The organism is Streptomyces sp. NPDC017520 (assembly GCF_044329855.1).
In the GTDB taxonomy this organism is placed as follows: domain Bacteria; phylum Actinomycetota; class Actinomycetes; order Streptomycetales; family Streptomycetaceae; genus Streptomyces.
The window spans coordinates 36,239-54,639 of the sequence record NZ_JBIRKB010000009.1; the positions used below are offsets into that span (position 1 = coordinate 36,239).

Annotated in this window: 16 protein-coding genes; 11 read left to right on the forward strand and 5 right to left on the reverse strand. The window is 72.4% G+C overall.

The window, feature by feature from the left end:
* Nucleotide 1: 1 nt before the first annotated feature.
* The 9 genes from ACH4KB_RS22200 (at nt 2) to ACH4KB_RS22240 (ending at nt 10,373) form a co-directional block, all read left to right on the forward strand.
* Nucleotides 2–388, forward strand: a complete 387-nt coding sequence (locus ACH4KB_RS22200) for a PRD domain-containing protein (protein ID WP_398067610.1) — start codon at nt 2–4, stop codon at nt 386–388.
* A 93-nt stretch (nt 389–481) separates the two neighbouring features.
* A complete protein-coding gene (locus tag ACH4KB_RS22205; protein WP_097870030.1) occupies nt 482–838 on the forward strand; it encodes a DUF2620 domain-containing protein in 357 nt (118 codons plus the stop codon).
* 44 nt (nt 839–882) lie between these two features.
* Nucleotides 883–2,217, forward strand: a complete 1,335-nt coding sequence (locus ACH4KB_RS22210; protein ID WP_398067611.1) for a YhfT family protein — start codon at nt 883–885, stop codon at nt 2,215–2,217.
* A 49-nt stretch (nt 2,218–2,266) separates the two neighbouring features.
* Nucleotides 2,267–3,223, forward strand: coding sequence for a phosphotriesterase (locus tag ACH4KB_RS22215; protein ID WP_398067612.1), 957 nt, complete (start codon nt 2,267–2,269; stop codon nt 3,221–3,223).
* 1 nt (nt 3,224) lies between these two features.
* Nucleotides 3,225–4,352, forward strand: a complete 1,128-nt coding sequence (locus ACH4KB_RS22220) for an aminotransferase class V-fold PLP-dependent enzyme (RefSeq protein WP_398067613.1) — start codon at nt 3,225–3,227, stop codon at nt 4,350–4,352.
* Nucleotides 4,353–4,354: 2 nt separating this feature from the next.
* Complete coding sequence (locus ACH4KB_RS22225) at nt 4,355–5,518, forward strand: YhfX family PLP-dependent enzyme (RefSeq protein WP_398067614.1); 1,164 nt, start codon at nt 4,355–4,357, stop codon at nt 5,516–5,518.
* Between the two features lie 11 nt (nt 5,519–5,529).
* Nucleotides 5,530–6,789 (forward strand): phosphopentomutase, encoded by a 1,260-nt coding sequence (locus ACH4KB_RS22230; RefSeq protein WP_398067615.1) that lies wholly within the window; start codon nt 5,530–5,532, stop codon nt 6,787–6,789.
* A gap of 161 nt (nt 6,790–6,950) precedes the next feature.
* A complete protein-coding gene (locus tag ACH4KB_RS22235; RefSeq protein ID WP_398067862.1) occupies nt 6,951–9,164 on the forward strand; it encodes a HelD family protein in 2,214 nt (737 codons plus the stop codon).
* Nucleotides 9,165–9,254: 90 nt separating this feature from the next.
* Nucleotides 9,255–10,373 carry an AI-2E family transporter gene (locus tag ACH4KB_RS22240; RefSeq protein WP_398067616.1) on the forward strand — a complete coding sequence of 373 codons (1,119 nt, stop codon included), beginning with the start codon at nt 9,255–9,257 and terminating at the stop codon, nt 10,371–10,373.
* Between the two features lie 13 nt (nt 10,374–10,386).
* On the opposite strand, the gene ACH4KB_RS22245 is transcribed toward ACH4KB_RS22240, so the two are convergent.
* From ACH4KB_RS22245 to ACH4KB_RS22255, 3 genes are all read right to left on the reverse strand, one after another.
* On the reverse strand, nt 10,387–11,403 hold the full coding sequence (locus tag ACH4KB_RS22245; protein WP_398067617.1) for an alpha/beta hydrolase: 1,017 nt from the start codon (nt 11,401–11,403) through the stop codon (nt 10,387–10,389).
* Between the two features lie 130 nt (nt 11,404–11,533).
* Nucleotides 11,534–13,174 carry an alpha/beta hydrolase gene (locus tag ACH4KB_RS22250; RefSeq protein WP_398067618.1) on the reverse strand — a complete coding sequence of 547 codons (1,641 nt, stop codon included), beginning with the start codon at nt 13,172–13,174 and terminating at the stop codon, nt 11,534–11,536.
* Between the two features lie 319 nt (nt 13,175–13,493).
* Complete coding sequence (locus ACH4KB_RS22255; RefSeq protein WP_398067619.1) at nt 13,494–14,609, reverse strand: NADH:flavin oxidoreductase/NADH oxidase; 1,116 nt, start codon at nt 14,607–14,609, stop codon at nt 13,494–13,496.
* A 135-nt stretch (nt 14,610–14,744) separates the two neighbouring features.
* Here ACH4KB_RS22255 and ACH4KB_RS22260 point away from each other — a divergent pair, with 135 nt between their 5' ends.
* Complete coding sequence (locus ACH4KB_RS22260) at nt 14,745–15,107, forward strand: ArsR/SmtB family transcription factor (protein WP_398067620.1); 363 nt, start codon at nt 14,745–14,747, stop codon at nt 15,105–15,107.
* A gap of 76 nt (nt 15,108–15,183) precedes the next feature.
* On the opposite strand, the gene ACH4KB_RS22265 is transcribed toward ACH4KB_RS22260, so the two are convergent.
* Nucleotides 15,184–16,224, reverse strand: a complete 1,041-nt coding sequence (locus ACH4KB_RS22265) for an NAD(P)-dependent alcohol dehydrogenase (RefSeq protein ID WP_398067621.1) — start codon at nt 16,222–16,224, stop codon at nt 15,184–15,186.
* Between the two features lie 162 nt (nt 16,225–16,386).
* Between ACH4KB_RS22265 and ACH4KB_RS22270 the strand changes: the two genes are divergently transcribed.
* A complete protein-coding gene (locus ACH4KB_RS22270) occupies nt 16,387–17,316 on the forward strand; it encodes a helix-turn-helix domain-containing protein (protein ID WP_398067622.1) in 930 nt (309 codons plus the stop codon).
* A gap of 234 nt (nt 17,317–17,550) precedes the next feature.
* Here the strand turns inward: ACH4KB_RS22270 and ACH4KB_RS22275 are convergent, their stop codons facing one another.
* A complete protein-coding gene (locus ACH4KB_RS22275; protein ID WP_398067623.1) occupies nt 17,551–18,399 on the reverse strand; it encodes an NAD(P)H-binding protein in 849 nt (282 codons plus the stop codon).
* Between the last annotated feature and the right edge of the window lie 2 nt (nt 18,400–18,401).

Consider the following 18,401-nt stretch of genomic DNA (forward strand, 5'->3'; position numbering starts at 1 on the left):
GATGGACGACCAGCTCGCACTGCGGATCCAGCTGTTCCGCGAAGGCGGTCAGGTCAAACCCGAGGTGGCCGACTTCGTCGCCGCCGAACTGGGCGCCCTGGAAACCGAGGGGCACCTCGTCACCGAGGCGACGGCGGCCATGCTGACCAGCCATCTCATGATGGCCATCGGCCGACTGCTGAACGGCGAGCCGATCGAGCAGTTCCTCACCGACGACCAGGTCGCCGCCGAACTGGCGGACCATCCGGAAGCGGTCGCGCGCGCCCGGGCCGTCGCCGCACGGGCCGAGCGGGAGCTCGGGGCCGCTCTCCCCGAATCCGAGATCAACTTCCTCGGCATGCACCTGGCCGTACTCGCCCGGAACTCCCCGCCCGCCCCCGCGTCCTGACCGGCATCGCGCTCCTCTCCCCGTACGCTCCCCTCCCCCGTACGCCCCCTCTCCCCGTACACCCCTCGGGAACACGTAGAAAGCAGGACAGCCATGACGAAGATCCTCACCGGTGGAGTCGGCAAGGTCGAGGTCACCCAGGCCATCGGCAAGCTCGGCATCGATTCCCTCGATGTCGTTCCCTCCAGCGACATGGACGCCGCGATGAAGCTGCGGGTCGGCCAGGCCGACTACTACCTGGGCACCTGCCACACCGGCGCGGGCGCGTCGCTGGGCGTGCTCGTCGGCCTCCTGGGCAGCGCCTCCTGCCACACCTTCGGCCGGAGCGTCCCCACCGAGGACGCGATCGCCGCCCTGCTCGCCGACGGCAAGAAGGCCTTCGGCTTCTCGATGGACCAGATCGACGTCATCGCCCCGCTGATGGCCCGCGCCATCGCGGCCCGCGGCTGATCACAGCCTCCTTCATCATCATCCCGGGCACCAAGGAGTGACTCGTGAGCACCACCCTCGCCGCCGGCGCGGAACTCGACTTCTCGCTGGCCCAGCAATTGACCGTGATAGCCCTCTGCGCGCTCACGGCGTTCATCGCGCACATGGCGCTGGCCGTCTTCAACGACGGTGTGCGCCCCTTCCTGCTGGACTTCATCCAGGGGCGCACCACCCGCAGCGCGACGACGGCCGTCTCGTTCGGGCTCTCGGCCGGGTTCATCTTCGGGCTCGGCGCGCCGATGGCTCTGTCCACCGGCGTACTGAACCCGTGGCTGCTCTTCCTGCCCACGGACATCCTCGGGATGCTGTCACCGAAGAAGTGGCTGGCCCCGATCCTCGGCGGCGCGTGGGGCGCGGTGGTGGTCTTCGGACTGAACGGCGCCAACAACATCGCCCATGACCTCCCGGTCGACTTCCTGACCGCGATGCAGCAGATGTCGACGCCGATCCTGTTCCTGTTCACGCTCTTCCCGGTGCTCGCCATCACCAAGCAGTTCGGCCGCAAGTGGGGCGGCATCGCCGGCGTCCTCGAACTGGCCCTCGTCGTCATGACGATGAAGCTGTGGCCCAACATGTTCGCCGGTGCGCTGGCCATGGCGGTGGGCGTGCTGATGCTCATCGGCCTCGCCGTCTCCAAGGACCTGCGGCAGCGCCGGACCGACCGGGCGGCGGGCGTCGTGGAGGAGGTGACCGGGGACGACCCGATGGCGTCCCTCTTCAGCGCCAGCGCGGCCCGGCTGCGGAAGTACCTCCCTCTGTTCATGGTGCTGGGCGCGGGCGTGTGCGTGCTCGCCCAGATGCACGTGTTCGGCGGCGGCGAGGCGACCAGCTTCCTGATCGCGAAGGGGCAGTACGCCGAGGCGGCGCAGGTCGACTTCTACCGGGTCTTCGGCTTCATCCCGCTGATCGCGACCACCGCCCTGGCGTCCGGCGCGTACGGCATCGCGGGCTTCACCCTGGTGTACCCGATCGGGTACCTCATGCCGAACCCCTTCCTGGCCGCCGTCGTCGGTGCGCTCGTGTTCGCCGTCGAGGTGCTGGCCCTCTCCTGGATCGGCAAGCTGCTCGGCAAGCTGCCGAGCGTCCGGGACTCCTCGGAGCACCTGCGCAGCGCCATCGGGGACACGCTCCAGCTCGCGATCCTGTTCGGTTCGCTGATGGCCGCCAACGCCATGGGGGGCGGGCTCGGCATCCTCGTCGTCGGCGGGCTCTACCTGCTGAACGAGTCGATGGGCCGGCCCGTCGTGCGGATGGCCGCGGCTCCGGCGGCCGTGATCGTCGGCGGTGTCCTCCTCAACATCCTGTACTGGCTCGACCTGTTCACCCCGGTCAAGGGCTGAGCCCCCAGACGGATCCGGCCGTGCCGTACACGGAGAAGGAAGCCCCACGATGAACCACCCCGCCCCGCACACCCTGCGCACCGTCACCGGAGAGCTCCGGGCCGCTTCGGTACGCGGCCCCGCCCTCGCCCACGAACACCTCGTCCTCGACCTGGACCGGGTGGGCGACGGCTCGGCCGTCCTCGCACCGCAACGCCACGCGGCGGCCGTGACCGCCGAGCTCGTCGCACTGCGCGAGGAGTATGGCCTCGCCCTGGTCGTCGAGCTGACCTGCCGCGGCATGGGACGCGACATCCGCGCGCTGTCCCGGATCGCCCGGGAGACCGGGGTGGCCGTCGTCGCCGCGACCGGCTGGTACTACGAGCCGTTCCACACGCCGGAGATCGACGCGCTGGACGTGGCGGCTCTCGCCGGCATCCTCGTCCAGGAGATCGAGGAGGGCATCGACGGGAGCGGCGTCCGGCCCGGCGTCCTCGGGGAGATCGGCAGCCACGGCGACGTACCCACCGCCTCCGAGACCAAGGTGGTGCGGGCCGGCGCACGCGCCGCGCTCGCCACCGGCCTCTCCGTCGCCACCCACGCGCAGCTCGGCCGGGGCGGCCTCGCCCAGCTGGAGCTGCTCACCGGCGAGGGCCTGCCCGCCCACCGCGTGAGCATCGGACACCAGGACCTCCTCGACGACCCCGGCGTCCACCGGGAGCTGGCGGCGCGCGGGGCGTACGTGGCGTTCGACACGGTGGGCAAGTCCGCGTACCAGAGCGACGAGACCCGGCTGCGGCTGCTGCTCGCGCTGCTGGAGTCGGGCCACGCGGACCGGGCCCTGCTCAGCTGCGACATCTCCCGCCACGGCTATCTGCGCGGCGAGGGCGGCCAGGGGTACGGGCACCTCTTCGCGGACTTCCTGCCCCGGCTGCGGGCGGCCGGGGCCGACGACGACCTGATCGACCTGCTGACCCGTCGCAATCCGGTGCGCTTCCTGACCGGCGCGACCGTGGAGGAGAACTGACATGAGCCCCGCACCCCCGCCCGCGCTCCCCGTGACCTTTCCGCTGCCGACGGTGGACCTGGAGGACGCCGCGGCCCGGCAGTTCCGGCTCCTGGAGGCCACCGCCGCGCACTTCGAGGGCGAGCAGTTGTTCACCGCCGACGCGGGAGTCGTCCCCGGCCTCGGCCGGCCCCGGACCACCGCCCGCGTCGAGGCGGTCCTCGCCGACTTCTTCGGCGCCGAGGACGCCGCCCTCGTACAGGGCGCGGGCACCGGGGCGATCCGGGCCGCGCTCAACGCCGTCGTCCGGGCGGGCGACGATCTGCTCATCCACCGGGCCCCGGTCTACCGCACCACCGAGGTCACCCTCCGAGGCATCGGCGTGCGCACCACGGAGGCCGACTTCAACGACCGGGCGGCGCTCGGCACCGCTCTGGCGTCCGGGCGGTTCCGGTGGGCGTACGTCCAGCACACCCGGCAGCGACTGGCCGACTCCTACGATCCGGCCGAGGTCATCGCCGCCTGCCGGGCGGCAGGGGTCCGCACGATCGTGGACGACAACTACGCCGTCATGCGCACCCCCGCCGCCGGTGTCGAACTGGGCGCCGACGCCTCCTGCTTCTCGCTCTTCAAGCTCCACGGGCCCGAGGGCGTCGGCCTGGTCGTGGGCGCCCGCGACCTGGTCGAGGGGGTCCGCCGCGACAACTACTCCGGCGGCGGGCAGGTCCAGGGCCACCAGGCGCTGGACGCGCTGCGCGCCCTCACCCACGTACCGCTCCTGTGGGCCGTGCAGTCCCGGGTGGGGGCCGAGGTCGCCGAACGGCTCGCGGCCGGTGAGGTGGCCGGGGTGGCGGAGGTGCGTGTCGCCAACGCCCAGGACCGGTGCCTGCTGATCCGCCTGGACCGGCCCATCGCCGCCGAACTGCCGTCCGTGGCCGCACGGTTCGGCGCCGCACCGTACCCCGTCGGCTCCAACTCGCGTTACGAGATCGCGCCGCTCTTCTACCGGATGTCCAGCTCCGCCCTGGACGACGCCCCGGAGCTGGCCGACTGGACCGTGCGCGTCAACCCGATGCGGGCCGGCGCGGACCTCGTCATCGACATCCTGCGCCGCTCGCTCGCCGCGATGGCCGACCCGAAGGACCACTGACCGTGTTTCTCGACACCGTGCTCACCCGCAACCCCGAGCTCGTCGACGCCGCGGCCGCCCTGCACCGGCGTGGCGAGATCCCGCCCGACACGTATGTGATGGATCTCGACGCCGTCGAGTCCAACGCCGCAGCTCTGGCGGCCGAGGCCGAACACCTCGGCATCGGTCTGTGGTTCGTCGTCAAACAGATCGGCCGCAACCCCGAACTGATCCGGGCCGTCGCCCGGCACATCCCCCGCTCCGCCGCCATCGACCCGGCCGAGGCCCGGACCCTGCACGCGGCCGGGGCAAGGCCGGGCAACCTCGGCCACCTCGTCCAGATCCCCCGGCGGGAGCTGCCCGGCATGCTGGCGTGGCGGCCGGAGAACGTCACGGTCTTCGACCTGGCCAACGCCCGTGCCGTCTCGGAGGCGGCCCAGGAGCTGGGCTTCGTCCAGGACGTCCTTGTCCGGCTGGAAGGCGCCGGGGGCGTCGTCCACCCGGGGCAGGAGGGCGGGGTTCCGGTGGAGCGGCTGGACGACTTCGCCGAGGCGGCCGAGGCGCTGCCGGGCATCCGGATCGCCGGCGTCACCGCCTTCCCCTGCGTGCTCTGCGACCCCGCGACGGGCCTGCCCACCGCGACAGCCACCTTCGACCTGGCGCTCAAGGCCCGTGACCTGCTGGCGGCGCGCGGGCACCAGAACCTGAGGCTGAGCGCGCCCAGCGCCACCTCGATGGCGTCCCTCCCGCTGCTCGCCGAGCGCGGGGCCACGCACGGGGAGCCGGGCCACGCCCTCACCGGCACCACTCCGCTGCACGCCCTGGACCCGGCCCAGCCCGAGAAGCCCGCGTACGTGTACGTCAGCGAGGTCGCCCACACCCTCGACGACGGCCGGCCGGCCCTGTTCGGTGGCGGTTTCTACGCGCGCTCCCACATCCGCAGCGCCCTCCTGCCACGCACCGGCACACGTCTGGGCGTGCGGGGCGCCCCCGCCGAGAACATCGACTACTACCGGCTGCTCGACGCACCCCCGCCCGGCTCGGACGTCCGGCTGGGCGACACCGCGCTGCTCGCCTTCCGCACCCAGATCTTCGTCACCCGCTCGACCGTCGCCGTCGTCTCCGGACTCGCCTCCGGCAGGCCCCGGCTGAACGGGCTCTACGACGCCCACGGCCGAGCCCTGTAAGGAGCGATCCCATGGCCAGGACTGTCATCGTCGTCATCGACGGATTCGGCGTCGGCGCCATGCCCGACGCGGGCGCCCTGCGCCCCGGCGACCTCGACGCCGACACCTGCGGGCACGTCCTCGACCACGCCCGCGCCGCGTTCGGGCGGCCGCTGCGGCTCCCGGTGCTCGGGGCGCTGGGCCTCGGTCTGGTCCACCCGCACCGGGACCTGGCGCGGAGCACCCGGCTGCCCGTGGCGGCGGGCCGGGCCGCCCTCGGCTACCCGGGCGCGGACACCTTCGCGGGCCACCAGACCATGATGGGCGCGGATTTCAGCAGGGTGACCGTGGCCCGGCTCGCCGACCACCTCGACGAGGTGACCGAGGCGCTCACGGCGGCCGGTCACCGGGCGGAGCGGCCGGCCGGGAAGCCGCTGCTGCTGGTCGACGGGGCGGTGCTGGTCCACGACAACCTGGAGGCCGACCCCGGGATCAACTGGAACGCCTCGGGGCGCCTGGAGGATCTGCCGTTCGACGGTCCGGGCGGGATTCTCGCCGTCGCCCGTACGGTGCGGACGGTCGCCCCGGTCGCCCGGGTCATCGCGGTGGGCGGGCACGCGGACGGTCCGCTCGGTTCCTACGTACGGGGCGGAGACGGGGGCACCGTCGGTCTTGACACCCCGGCCACCGGCTTCTACCGCAACGGCGGCCTGGAGGTCCAGCACCTGGGCGCCCCGCTCGACCACACCCGTCAGCTCCCCTCTCTCGCGGCGCGGGCCGGCATCCCGGTCACCCTGGTGGGGAAGGCCGCCGACATCCTGGTGTGCGAACAGGCGGACCGGCGGCCCGCCGTGGGCACCGCCGATGTCCTGGCGTACGCCCTGGACGCGGTACGCGCCGGGGGCGACGCCCTGGTGGTCGCGAACGTCCAGGAGACGGATCTGGCGGGGCACCAGCAGGACACCGGGCGCTACGGGCAGGTGCTGGAACAGGTGGACTCGGGGCTCGCCGGGCTCCTGGCACTGCTCACGGACTCCGGGGACCGGCTGATCGTCACCGGCGACCACGGCAACGACCCCTCGATCGGGCACGCGCACCACACCCGGGAGTACGTGCCGGTACTGATCCACCGCCCCGACGGGGCCGGGGTGGAGCTGCTGCCGGACGCGCGGAGTCTCGCCGACGTGGGTGCGACGGCCGCCCGGTCGCTGGCCCTGTCCCCGCGGGACCTGGCGGCGGGAACGCCGATCGGCACGGACGGGGAGGCGCGGGCCGCCGCACTCCGGACGTAGCCGCCGGGCACGAACAATCACCGGACCGTGATTGCGGTCCGGTGATTGTCGCGGGTATATTGAATTCTTCTGCGCTCATGCAGAAAGGCCCCGCTCGGGGACCTTATAGTGACGAATATATCTGGCGGGGAGCCGTTTTGTCAAACCGGGAAAGCGACGAATTGCGGGAAGAGCAGGAATTCATCGACCGGCTCCATGCCCGGGTCGACGCCCTGCGCGGGGTGGCCGCCGATGGCGTCGAGCACGCGCTGACGCCGGTCGGGACGGGCCAGCAGGCGCGGCTGGAGCGCGACATCCTCGTCGCGGAGCGCTCGGGTCTGCTCGCCGCGCTCAACGCGGTGGACGGCTCGCTGTGTTTTGGCCGCATCGACCGCTCCGACGGGCTCGCGCACCATATCGGCCGTATCGGGATCCGGGAGGACGACGCCGAGCACACCCCTGTTCTGATCGACTGGCGTGCGCCGGTGGCGCGTCCTTTCTATCTCGCCACGGGACACACGCCGATGGGTCTGCGCCGGCGCCGGCACATCACCACCGAGGGCCGCACGGTCACCGAGCTCCATGACGAGATCCTCGATCTCGGGGACCGCGACCGTACCGGTTTCGAGGATCCGAACGGCGACGCCGTGCTGCTCGCGGCGCTCGATTCCGCGCGCACGGGGCGCATGGGCGACATCGTGCGGACCATCCAGGCCGAGCAGGACGGCATCATCCGGGCCCCGCACCGGGGCGTCCTCGTCGTCGAGGGCGGACCCGGCACCGGCAAGACGGCCGTCGCGCTGCACCGGGCCGCCTTCCTGCTGTACGAGCACCGCGAGCTGCTCGCCAAGCGGGCCGTACTCATCGTGGGACCCAACCCGGCGTTCCTGCGCTACATCGCGGAGGTGCTTCCCGCGCTGGGCGAGACCGGGGTGCTGCTCGCGACGCAGGCGGAGCTGTTCCCCGGCGTGCACGCCACCGGCACGGACTCCCCGCGCGCCGCGGCCGTCAAGGGCGGTGAGCCGATGGCCGAGGCGCTCGCCCTGGCCGTACGCGACCGGCAGCGGCTGCCCGAGCCCGGGGCGGCGATGGTCATCCCGCACGAGGACGGCGGGGACCTGGTCCTGGACTGGGAGATCGCGTACGAGGCCCGGCAGGCGGCCAGGGACACCCGTCTGCCGCACAATCTCGCCCGCCCCCACTTCGTCTTCCGGGTCATCGACGCGCTCACCGCGCAGCTCGTCGAGCGCATCGGCGCGGACCCCTACGGCGGGCCCAACTTCCTCGGCCCCGACGATGTCGCCCAGCTCGGCCGGGACGTGGCGCTGAGCAAGGAGGTGCACGCGGCGGTGGACGAGCTGTGGCCGCCGCTGACCCCCGAGGGCTTCCTCGCCGACTATCTGGCCGACCCGGTGTACGTACCGGACGAGGACGCCGACGCGATCCGGCGCCCGGCCGCCGCAGGGACGTGGACGCCCGCCGACGTACCGCTGCTCGACGAGGCGGCCGAGCTGCTCGGCGTCGACGACAGCGCGGAGCAGGCGGCTGCCGAGGCCGCCCGTCAGGAGCGGGTCGGGTACGCGCAGGGCGTGCTGGAACTGTCGCGCGGCTCGGAGAGCTACGAGTTCGAGGACGAGGAGTCCGAGGTCCTCGCCGCCCACGACATCATCGACGCCGAGCGGATGGCGGAGCGGCACGAGGAGGCCGACCACCGCACCGCCGCCGAGCGGGCCGCCGCCGACCGCACCTGGGCCTTCGGGCACATCATCGTCGACGAGGCGCAGGAGCTGTCGCCGATGGCGTGGCGGCTGCTGATGCGCCGGGCGCCGAGCCGCTCGCTGACGCTGGTCGGCGATCCGGCCCAGACGTCCGAGGAGGCGGGCGTCGGGTCGTGGGAGAAGATCCTCCGGCCGTACGTCGGCGACCGCTTCGAGCACGTCACGCTGGAGGTCAACTACCGTACGCCCGCGGAGATCATGGAGCTGGCGGCCGGGGTCATGCGGGAGAGGGACCCCTCGTTCACCGCCCCCGTCTCGGTGCGGTCGACCGGCGAGAAGCCGTGGACGCGGGATGCCGGGGAGGACCTGGCGGGCGAGGTGGCCCGGGCGGTCGTGGAGTTGACGCCCCGGGAGGGGCGCCTCGCGGTGATCGCGCCGCGTGCGCTGCACGAGGAGATCGCCGCCCCGCTGGACGGCGTCGCGGTGGGCGAGGCCCCCGACCTCACGCGCCCGGTGGTGCTGCTGGATCCGCGCCAGGCCAAGGGGCTGGAGTTTGACCATGTGCTGGTCGTGGAGCCCGCCCGGTTGGGCACGAGCGATCTGTATGTGGCGCTCACCCGTGCCACTCAGCGCCTGGGCATCGTGCACCGGGAGGAGCTTCCCCCGGCGTTGCGCTGACGGGGTGGGCGGCCCGCCCTTCGTGGCGCTCGGCGTCGGCGGGCCGCGGACGTGGCCGGAACACGGTTGGCGAAGCCATAGGGTAACGCCATGTCTTCGCCATTGAGTTCGACAAAGACCGCGGCTGCTCTCCGCACGTCGGCACGGGTCTCCGCAGAGGTGCTGCTGGTCCTCGTGGCGGCGGCGGTCGCGCTGTGGGTGCTGGGCCGGATGTGGTCGGTCGTATGGCCGCTGATAGTCGGCCTGTTCCTCACCACGCTGACCTGGCCGCTCGCCCGCTTCCTGCGCCGGCTCGGCTGGTGGCCCGCGCTCGCCGCGTCGGTGGTGACGGTGTTCGCCCTGCTCGTGGGGGCGGGCATCGTGGCGCTGATCGCGGTGCCGGTGGCGGGCGAGTCCGGGGAGCTGGCCGACGGGGTGATCGCGGGCATCGACAAGCTCCGCGAGTGGGCGGCGGGTCCGCCGCTGAACATCGGCGACGACCAGATCACCGGCGCCCTGGACACCGCGACCGCTCGACTCCAGGACAGTGTCGGCAGTGTGGTCACCACCGCCGTCACCGGGGTGAGCACCGTGGTCGACGGGCTGGTCACGGCGGTTCTGGCGATCTTCCTCATGTTCTTCTTCCTCAAGGACGGCCCGCGCTTCCTGCCGTGGCTCACCCGTCAGCTTCCCGGGCGGCTCGCCACCGACGTCCCCGAGGTGGCCTCCCGCTGTTGGGACACCCTGGGCGCGTTCGTGCGGTCGCAGGCGTTCGTCGGTCTGCTGGACGCGGTCTTCATCGGGCTCGGCCTGTGGATCCTGGAGGTGCCGCTGGTGCTGCCGCTGGCGGTGCTGACCTTCGTCTGCGCGTTCGTGCCGATCGTGGGGGCGCTGTTCGCCGGATTCGTGGCGGTGGTCATCGCCTTGGTCTCGAACGGACCGATGGACGCCCTGCTCGTGCTGGCGATCATCGTCGTGGTGCAGCAGTTGGAGGGCAATGTGTTCCAGCCCATGATCCAGAGCCGGGGGCTGGGGCTGCACGCGGCCACGATCCTGCTCGCCGTGACCCTGGGCGGCAGCCTGGCCGGCGTGGTGGGGAGCCTGCTCGCCGTGCCGGTGGCGGCGGTGCTCGGGGTGGTCTGGAACTACCTCCGCGAGCAGCTCATGGAGGAATCCCCCCAGGACGGGGCCCCGGCCGACGGGGACGGCTCACCGGTCCCGTCGGCGTAGGGCCCCACCCCTCTCACCGCCCGAGGGTGCGCAGCAGCCCCGGCAGCGCCCCGCGCAACTCGCGCTCCCAGTAGGGCGGGGAGTGGGTGCCCCGGTAGAAGTGCGTGGTCACCGACACCCCGTGGGCCCGCAGCCGGGAGGCCATCGCCCGGTTCTCCGCCCCCATGATGGCCTCGGTCGGGGACAGGACGTCCTCGGGGAAGGGGGCGTCGGGGTCCTCCAGGCCGGGGACGTGCGGGTCCGGCTCCGTGCCGGGCGGGTCGAGCGCGCCCGCCCGGCCGTCGCCGCTGGAGAGGTGGACCTCGACGCCGCGCAGTCGCTCCGGCCGGTAGTACGGGTCGTGGTCCTGCCAGATCCGCCGCTGGGCCACCGGGTCGCCCCACAGGGCCAGCCGGTCCAGGCCCAGATAGTCGAGTCCGGCCTGGACCGCCCGGGGGTGCTGGAGCGGATGCACGTAGCCGCTGAGGCCCGCCACCGCGCGGAACAGGCCGGGATGGCGTGCCGCGTAGGTCAGCGCGCCGAAGCCGCCCTGCGACTCCCCCGCCGCGACCCGCCGGTCCCCCGCGCCATAGCGGCGCTCCAGCAACGGGCGCACCTCGTCGAGGTGGAAGCTCTCCACGCGCGGCGCGCCGCCGGCGCCGCCGTTCCACCAGTCGCTGTAGAACCCGAAGAGCGGCATCGACGGCATGACCACGAGCACGTCGCGCAGTTGCGGGAGCCGCTCCACCGCGTAGTCCTCGGTCCAGGCCTCGGGGTCGCCATGACCGCCCGCCAGCAGATACAGGACCGGCCATTGCTCGCCGCGCCGGCGATCCTCCCAGCCGTCCGGGGTGAGCAGGCGGACCGTGCCGGCGCCCTCCAACGCCGCCGACCACACGGTCAGTTCGAGGAGCCGGTCGCCGATCCACCGCTCCCCCGTCACTTGTATCCCCGGGGGCCGGTCCCCGGGCGGGGCCGCTGCCGCCGCTGTCCCGGGCACGAGCAGCAGCAGGGCAGCGCCCCATGCGATCATCTTGCGCGGAATGCTCATCACCGCGTCCTCCCGACATCGTCGGCCGGACTTCGCCCGACGCCTCGGACGGTACGGAGCGGGACGGCGCCCGGCATCCTCCGACGGGAGTCCGCTCGTACACCGACGGGAGGCGGTCTCCCGCTCCCGGTCACTTCACGCAGGTCTCGTCCGTCTTCGGGAGCAGGCCCGTCGCGAGGTAGCGGTTGACCTCGGTGTCCACGCAGGCGTTCCCGTACTCCCCGTACAGGGCGTGGCGGTTGGCGTTCTCCAGGGTGAGGAGCCTGGAGCCGGGAAGCCTGCTGTGCAGGGTGGTGGTGCTCCGGTAGGTGGTGCGGGGGTCGCCCGTGGCCGCGACCAGGAGGACGGGGGCGTCGTGGCTGATACGGGTGGGGGCTTCCCGTGGCGCGTCCCAGAAGGCGCAGGGGCCGATGTTCTCGGTGAGGGGGCCGAACAGGGGGTGTGCGCCGCGGCTCCGCTGGATGTCGCGCCAGTAGCGCTCGGTCGCGCGCGGGGCCGGTACGTCACCGCAGATGATCGCCGTCTGGGAGCTGCCGAACGAGGAGCCCGCCCCGGAGAGCAGAAGACCCAGTGTCTCCCCGAACCCCGGGGGCAACGGAGCCTCGCGGCCCTTCGACGCCTGGGACAGGGCCGCCACCTGCTGGGCAAGGAGGTCCCGCGCGCCGTCGGCGTCGTCGGCCACGCCCATGAAGAGCACCGTCGGTATGTGGGTGTCGTCGACCCGGAAGATGTCGGGGGCGGTGCCGAGGGTCAGCGGGGCGCGGGCCGCCTTCGCCATGACGTGGTCGATGGTGGCGAGCACCGCCGTACGGGAGCGGCCCAGGCCGTACGTCGTGTGGCGGGCGGCCGCCCAGGCGGCCCAGGCGGAGAGCGCCTGCTCGTTCTCGCGCACCGTGTGCTTCAGCAGGCGCGGGTTGTAGTCGTCCGGTCCCACCGCTCCGTCCAGGACCATCCGGTCGTAGCGCCCGGGGAACATCTGGGTGTAGACCGTGCCCAGGTAGGTGCCGTAGGAATAGCCCAGGTAGGAGATCTTCCGCTCGCCCAGTGCGCCCCGGATCACGTCCATGTCCCTGGCTGTGTTGCGGGTGCTGATGTGCGGGAGCACCGAGGCGTTCGTGGCGCGGCACTTGGCGGCCAGGCTCTTGCTCAGCGCCACCTGGCGGTCGAAACCCGCCCGGCTCGCCCCGGCCGAGAACCAGGTGAAGCTGACGGGCCAGCCGCAGTCCAGCGGGGTGCTCCGGCCGACGAAGCGCGGGTCGAAGCCGACGATGTCGTAGCGCGGGCCGGCCTCCTTCATCGCCGTGCGGACGATCGGTGGGGAATCCACGGCAGGGCCGCCGGGGCCACCGTTGTTGAGGAGGATCGCGCCGATGCGGCGGCGGGTGTCGGTGGCCTTCAGACGGGATATCGCGACCGTGATCGTCCGGCCCCCGGGGGCCGTGTAGTCCAACGGGACGGTGACGTCGGCACACTGGACGCCCGCCCTGTCCAGGTCTCTGCCCGTCTCGTCCTGCGGGGAACTCATACAGGTGCCCCAGTCCAGGGGTTGGTGGTAGTAGCGGTCGAGCGCTCCGGCAGTCGTCGGCGGTGCGACCGTACGGGGTTCCGTGCCGGGCGGTGCGGTGGCCAGGGCCGGTGACGCCGTGATGCCCGCCGCGAGGGCCAGGGCCAGGCCCGCGGCGGCGGTTCTGGCGGTCGTCCGGGCGGCCGTGGTGGTGCGGGCGGCCGCCGGGGTTCGGGTGGTCTTCTGTGCGTCCTCTGCGTAACTCACATCAATAGACGCTAGGAGAAGAACGGTTGGGGATCACTGGGGCTGGCACCCCAGCTCGGCGGGGGTCACCTCCCCCTGTTCGTCGGGTTTCCCGGGCCCAGGGCCGCCGCCGGTCCGCTCCCGCGGGGGGCCGGTGCCGGGCGCGGGCGTCAGCGAGGCGTCTGTGCGGGCGAGTTGCCGGCCGGCCGGGGATGCGGCGCGGTACTGCGCACAGGCCGCTTCGACGGGACGCGGCCGGTGGATGCCCGGGAGGGGCGGCCTGGGGACGCCGTGGGAGGAGCGCGGGCCGCCCGGTCCGGCCGGGCGGCCCGGTGGGCGGTCAGACCTTGGCGGGGCGGCGCGCTAGGGCGTAGCCGTACTGTTCGGGCCAGCGGGGCCCGGCCGCCAGGGCCTCGGCCGCGTGATGGGCCCAGTGCGGATCACGGAGCATCTCGCGGCCGATCATGACCGCGTCCGCCCGCCCCGTCGCGACGATCTCCTCGGCCTGGTCGGCGTCGAGGATCAGGCCCACGGCGGAGGTGGGGACACCGGTCGTCCGCCGGACCTGGTCGGCGAAGGGGACCTGGTAGCCGGGGTGCGCGGAGATCGCGGCGTCGTGGACGATGCCGCCGGTGGAGACGTCGAGCAGATCGACGCCGTGTGCGGCCAGCTCTTGGGCGAGGCGGGCGGTGTCGTCGCCGGTCCAGCCCTCGCGCGGGTCCTCGGGGTTCTCGGTCAGCCAGTCGGTGGCCGAGGTACGGAAGAGCACCGGCAGGTCGTCCGGCCATACCGCGCGGACGGCGTCGACCACCTGGAGCGGGAAGCGCAGCCGGTTCTCCCAGCTTCCGCCGTAGGCGTCGGTGCGACGGTTGGTGGCCGGGGACAGGAAGGAGTTGATCAGGTAGCCGTGTGCGCCGTGGATGTCGACGACCCGGAAGCCGGCGGCGAGGGCCCGCTCGGCAGCCGCGGCGAAGTCACGTACCAGCTGCCGGATCTCGTCCTCGGTGAGCTCGTGCGGCACGGGCAGGCCCTCGAACGCGACGGCGCTGGGGCCGACGGCCGTCCAGCCGCCCTCTTCCTCGGGCACATAGCGGTCGGCGAGCCAGGGCCGGTCGGTCGAGGCCTTGCGCCCGGCGTGGGCGAGTTGGATAGCGGGCACCGATCCGTGTGAGGTGATCGCGGCGGCGATCCGGGCGAAGGCCTCCTGCTGGCGGTCGTTCCACAGGCCCAGGTCCCAGGGGCTGATCCGGCCGTCCGGGCGCACACCGGTGGCCTCCGTCATCACGAGGCCGGCTCCTCCAGCGGCCCGGCCCGCGAGATGGGCGAGGTGGAAGTCCGTGGGAACGCCCGCCTCCGGCCCGTCCGCGGCCGCCGAGTACATGCACATCGGAGACATCCACACACGGTTGGGGATCTCCAGGGACCGCAGAGTCAGGGGCGTGAACAGGGCGCTCACAGGGTGTCTCCTCACGTGGGGGGCAGTCGCCGCGCGGCGACATCGAGGCAAGTACGATAGACATCGTAGTACGTCGATTGTCAAACTACGAGAATTATCGTACTTTGATGGGGACCCCGAGGAGGCCGGCCACCCATGTCCACCACAGCGCGCGGAGCCGCGTCCGGGCGACAGCTCGCCCATCCGCTCCGGACGGAGATCCGCCTGGAAGCGGTCCTGCACGCCCTGGCCGACCCCACCAGGCTGCGCATCGCCCGTGAGCTGGCGGACGGGCACATCGACATGGCCTGTATCGCGTTCGGTCTCCCGGTGAGCAAGTCCACCAGCACGCACCACTTCAAGGTGCTGCGGGAGGCGGGCGTCATCCGCCAGCACTACGAGGGGACCTCCCGTCTGAGCCGGCTGCGCGAGGACGACCTGGAGGCGCTCTTCCCGGGGCTGCTCCCGGCCGTCCTGGAAGGGGCGCGCCGGTCGGCGGGAGCACCGGACCCGGCATGAGTACGGGTCCGCCCCGAGCACCTCGGGCGCTCGGGGCGGACGTGCGCGTGGCGGGGGCGGCCGGGCGGCCGACGCCTCAGATCGTCGCCGTGTCGATGACGAAGCGGTAGCGGACGTCGCTGGCGAGAACCCGCTCGTACGCCTCGTTGACCTGGCCCGCGCCGATCACCTCGATCTCGGCGCCGAGCCCGTGCACGGCGCAGAAGTCCAGCATCTCCTGGGTCTCCTTGATCCCGCCGATCATCGAACCCGCGATCGACTTGTTGCCCAGGATCAGGGAGAACAGGTTCAGCGAGATCGGCTCCTCGGGGGCGCCCACGTTGACCAGGGTGCCGTCGGTCCGCAGCAGGGCGAGGTACGCGCCGAAGTCCAGCGGGGCCGAGACCGTGGAGAGGATGACGTCGAAGGTGCCGGCCAGTTCCTCGAAGGTCCGCGGGTCGCTGGTCGCGTAGAAGTGGTCGGCGCCCAGGTCGAGCCCGTCGTCCTTCTTCCGCAGCGACTGGGAGAGGACGGTGACCTCGGCGCCGAGCGCGTGCGCGATCTTGACGGCCATGTGGCCGAGACCGCCGAGGCCGACGACGGCGACCTTCCTGCCCGGGCCCACGCCCCAGCGCTTGAGCGGGGAGTAGGTGGTGATGCCCGCGCACAGGAGCGGCGCGGCCTCGTCCAGGGCGATGCCCTCGGGGATGGAGAGGGCGAACGTCTCGGCCACGACGATGTGCGTCGAGTAGCCGCCGTACGTGGGCTCGCCGCCGCGGTCGAGGGCGTTGTACGTCTGGGTGTTGCCCTCGGCGCAGTGCTGCTCGCGGCCCATCAGGCACGCGTCGCACGCTCCGCACGAGTCGACCATGCAGCCGACGCCGACGCGGTCGCCGACCTTGAAGCGGGTGACCCCGGGGCCGGTCTCCGCGACGATCCCGGCGATCTCGTGGCCGGGGACCATCGGGAAGATGCCCTGTCCCCAGCCGTCGCGGGCCTGGTGGATGTCGGAGTGGCAGATCCCGGCGAACTTGATGTCGATCAGCACGTCGAACTCTCCCACCGGGCGGCGTTCGATCGTGGTGCGCTCCAGCGGGGCCTTGGCACGGGGAGCAGCATAGGCGGCAACGGTGGTCATGCCGGAGGTTCTCCTCTGGGTGATGCGGTAGGTACGTCTCCCAGCATCACGCCGTGAGGGGTGTTTACCCAGGTCACCGCTTTGCCTACGTCCAGCGGTCCTACTACTGACGGGGACAGGCTCAGGCTCCTGCGGCCAGGAATCACAGGAATAATGGAAGCCATGGACGATCGACCAGAGGCCGCAGCCCCCGAGCCGATGGACGGGCGCGCCGAGCTCAGTGAGTTCCTGCGCACCCGGAGGGCCAAGCTCCAGCCGGGGGACGTGGGCCTTCCGGAGTTCGGCCGGCACCGCCGGGTGCCCGGTCTGCGGCGGGAGGAGCTGGCGCAGCTGGCCGGGGTGTCCGTGGCGTACTACACGCGCCTGGAGCAGGGCAACGGGCGCAATGTGTCGGCCGAGGTGCTCGACGCGATCGCGCGTGCGCTGCGGCTCACGGACGCCGAGAGCGCACATCTGACCCACCTGGCCAAGCCCGCGCGGCACCGGAAGAAGCGTCGCCCGGCCAGGGTGCAGCGGGTGCGGAAGGGTCTGCTGTACCTGCTCGACAGCATGGACGGCATCCCCGCGTACGTGACCGGGGCGCGGTCCGACGTCCTCGCCTGGAATCCGATGGCGGCCGCGCTGTTCGGTGACTGGGGTGCGCTGCCGCAGATCGAGCGGAACTGGGCGCGGCTGGTGTTCCTCTCCCCCGCCTACCGGGACCTGTTCGTGAACTGGGACTCCAAGGCCTCGGACATGGTCAGCTATCTGCGGCTGTACGCGGGCTGCCACCCCGACGATCCGGAGCTGTCGGCGCTGGTGGGCGAACTCTCGGTCAGGAGCGACGAGTTCCGGCGGTTGTGGGCCACGCACAACGTCAAGGAGAAGGGCCACGGCGTCAAGGTGCTGCGGCATCCGCTCGTCGGGGAGCTGACCCTGTCGTACGAGACGCTGAACCTGCCGGACGACGAGGAGCAGCATCTGGTGACCTACCACGCGGAGCCTGGCTCGGAGTCTGCCCAGGCCCTGCGCCTGCTGGCGAGCTGGGGAGCGGACGCGGGCCGGGTCGACGTCATCGGCGACGCGAGGCGGGGCCGCGCCGGCGAGCGATGAGGACGAGCGCGCGGAGCCGGACCCGCCCGCCCCGGAGAGCTGGAGCCGCCGAATTCACCTCACCGGTCTTCTTTTCGGAGTACGGATAAATGCGGCAGTGATTTCCAGGCCCTTTTCGGGGTCCGCGTCCATCGCGCGCCGTGAAAGCGGACGGGAAAAGGAAATACATGCGCAGTCGCGCTCATCTGCCGCCCGCGCAAGGAACAAGGGCAATCTCTGCGCACCCGCGAAGCCCTATTCCGGCGTGAAAGCCTCCGCGTGCTCGGCCGCCCAGCTACGGAACGGCCGCGCCGGACGGCCCGTCAGTTCCTGGATCGTGGGGACCACGGACGCCTTAGCTCCCGCCCGCTGCCGCTCGGCGCTCTGCAGGAAGGCCTCGGCGACGGGCGGCGGATACTTCGCCAGCAGGGCCGTACGCGCGGCGTCCACGCCCAGTTCCTCGAAGCGCAGAGGCCGCCCCAGCACCAGGGAGAGCTGTGCCGTCTGCTTGCGCGCGGTGATCGCCTCCGGGCCGGACACGGCGTACGCCCTGCCCTCGTGCCCCGCGCCGGTGAGAACGGCGACGGCCACCGCCGCGACGTCGCGCGGGTCGACGCACGCTACGGGAGCGTCGCCGTACAGGGCGCGCACCACTCCGGCCGACCGGATGCCGGGGGCCCAGGAAAGGGTGTTGGACATGAACGTCCTGGGGCGCACGAACGTCCACGGGACCCCCGAATCCCTGATGGCCTGTTCGTTGTCCCGCTGGCGCCGGGTGATGAAGTCGTCTGCGCCCGGCTCCTCCACCGCCATCATCGACAGCTTGACCAGGTGGCGTACGCCCGCCGTGGCCGCCGCCGCGGCGACCCGCTCGTCGTCGGGCTCCGTCGGGCTGTTCGTCACCAGGAACACCGAGGCGACGCCCTGCAGGGCCCGGTCGAGAGCGGCGCGGTCGCCGTACTCCCCCCCGACGACCTCAACCCCTGCTCCCCGCACCGCGAGCCGCTCGGGGCGGCGCGCGAGAATCCGCACGGGGCCGGCCTCCGCGAGCTGTCCGGCGACCTCACGGCCCACCGCTCCGGTCGCACCCGTCACGAGAATCACTC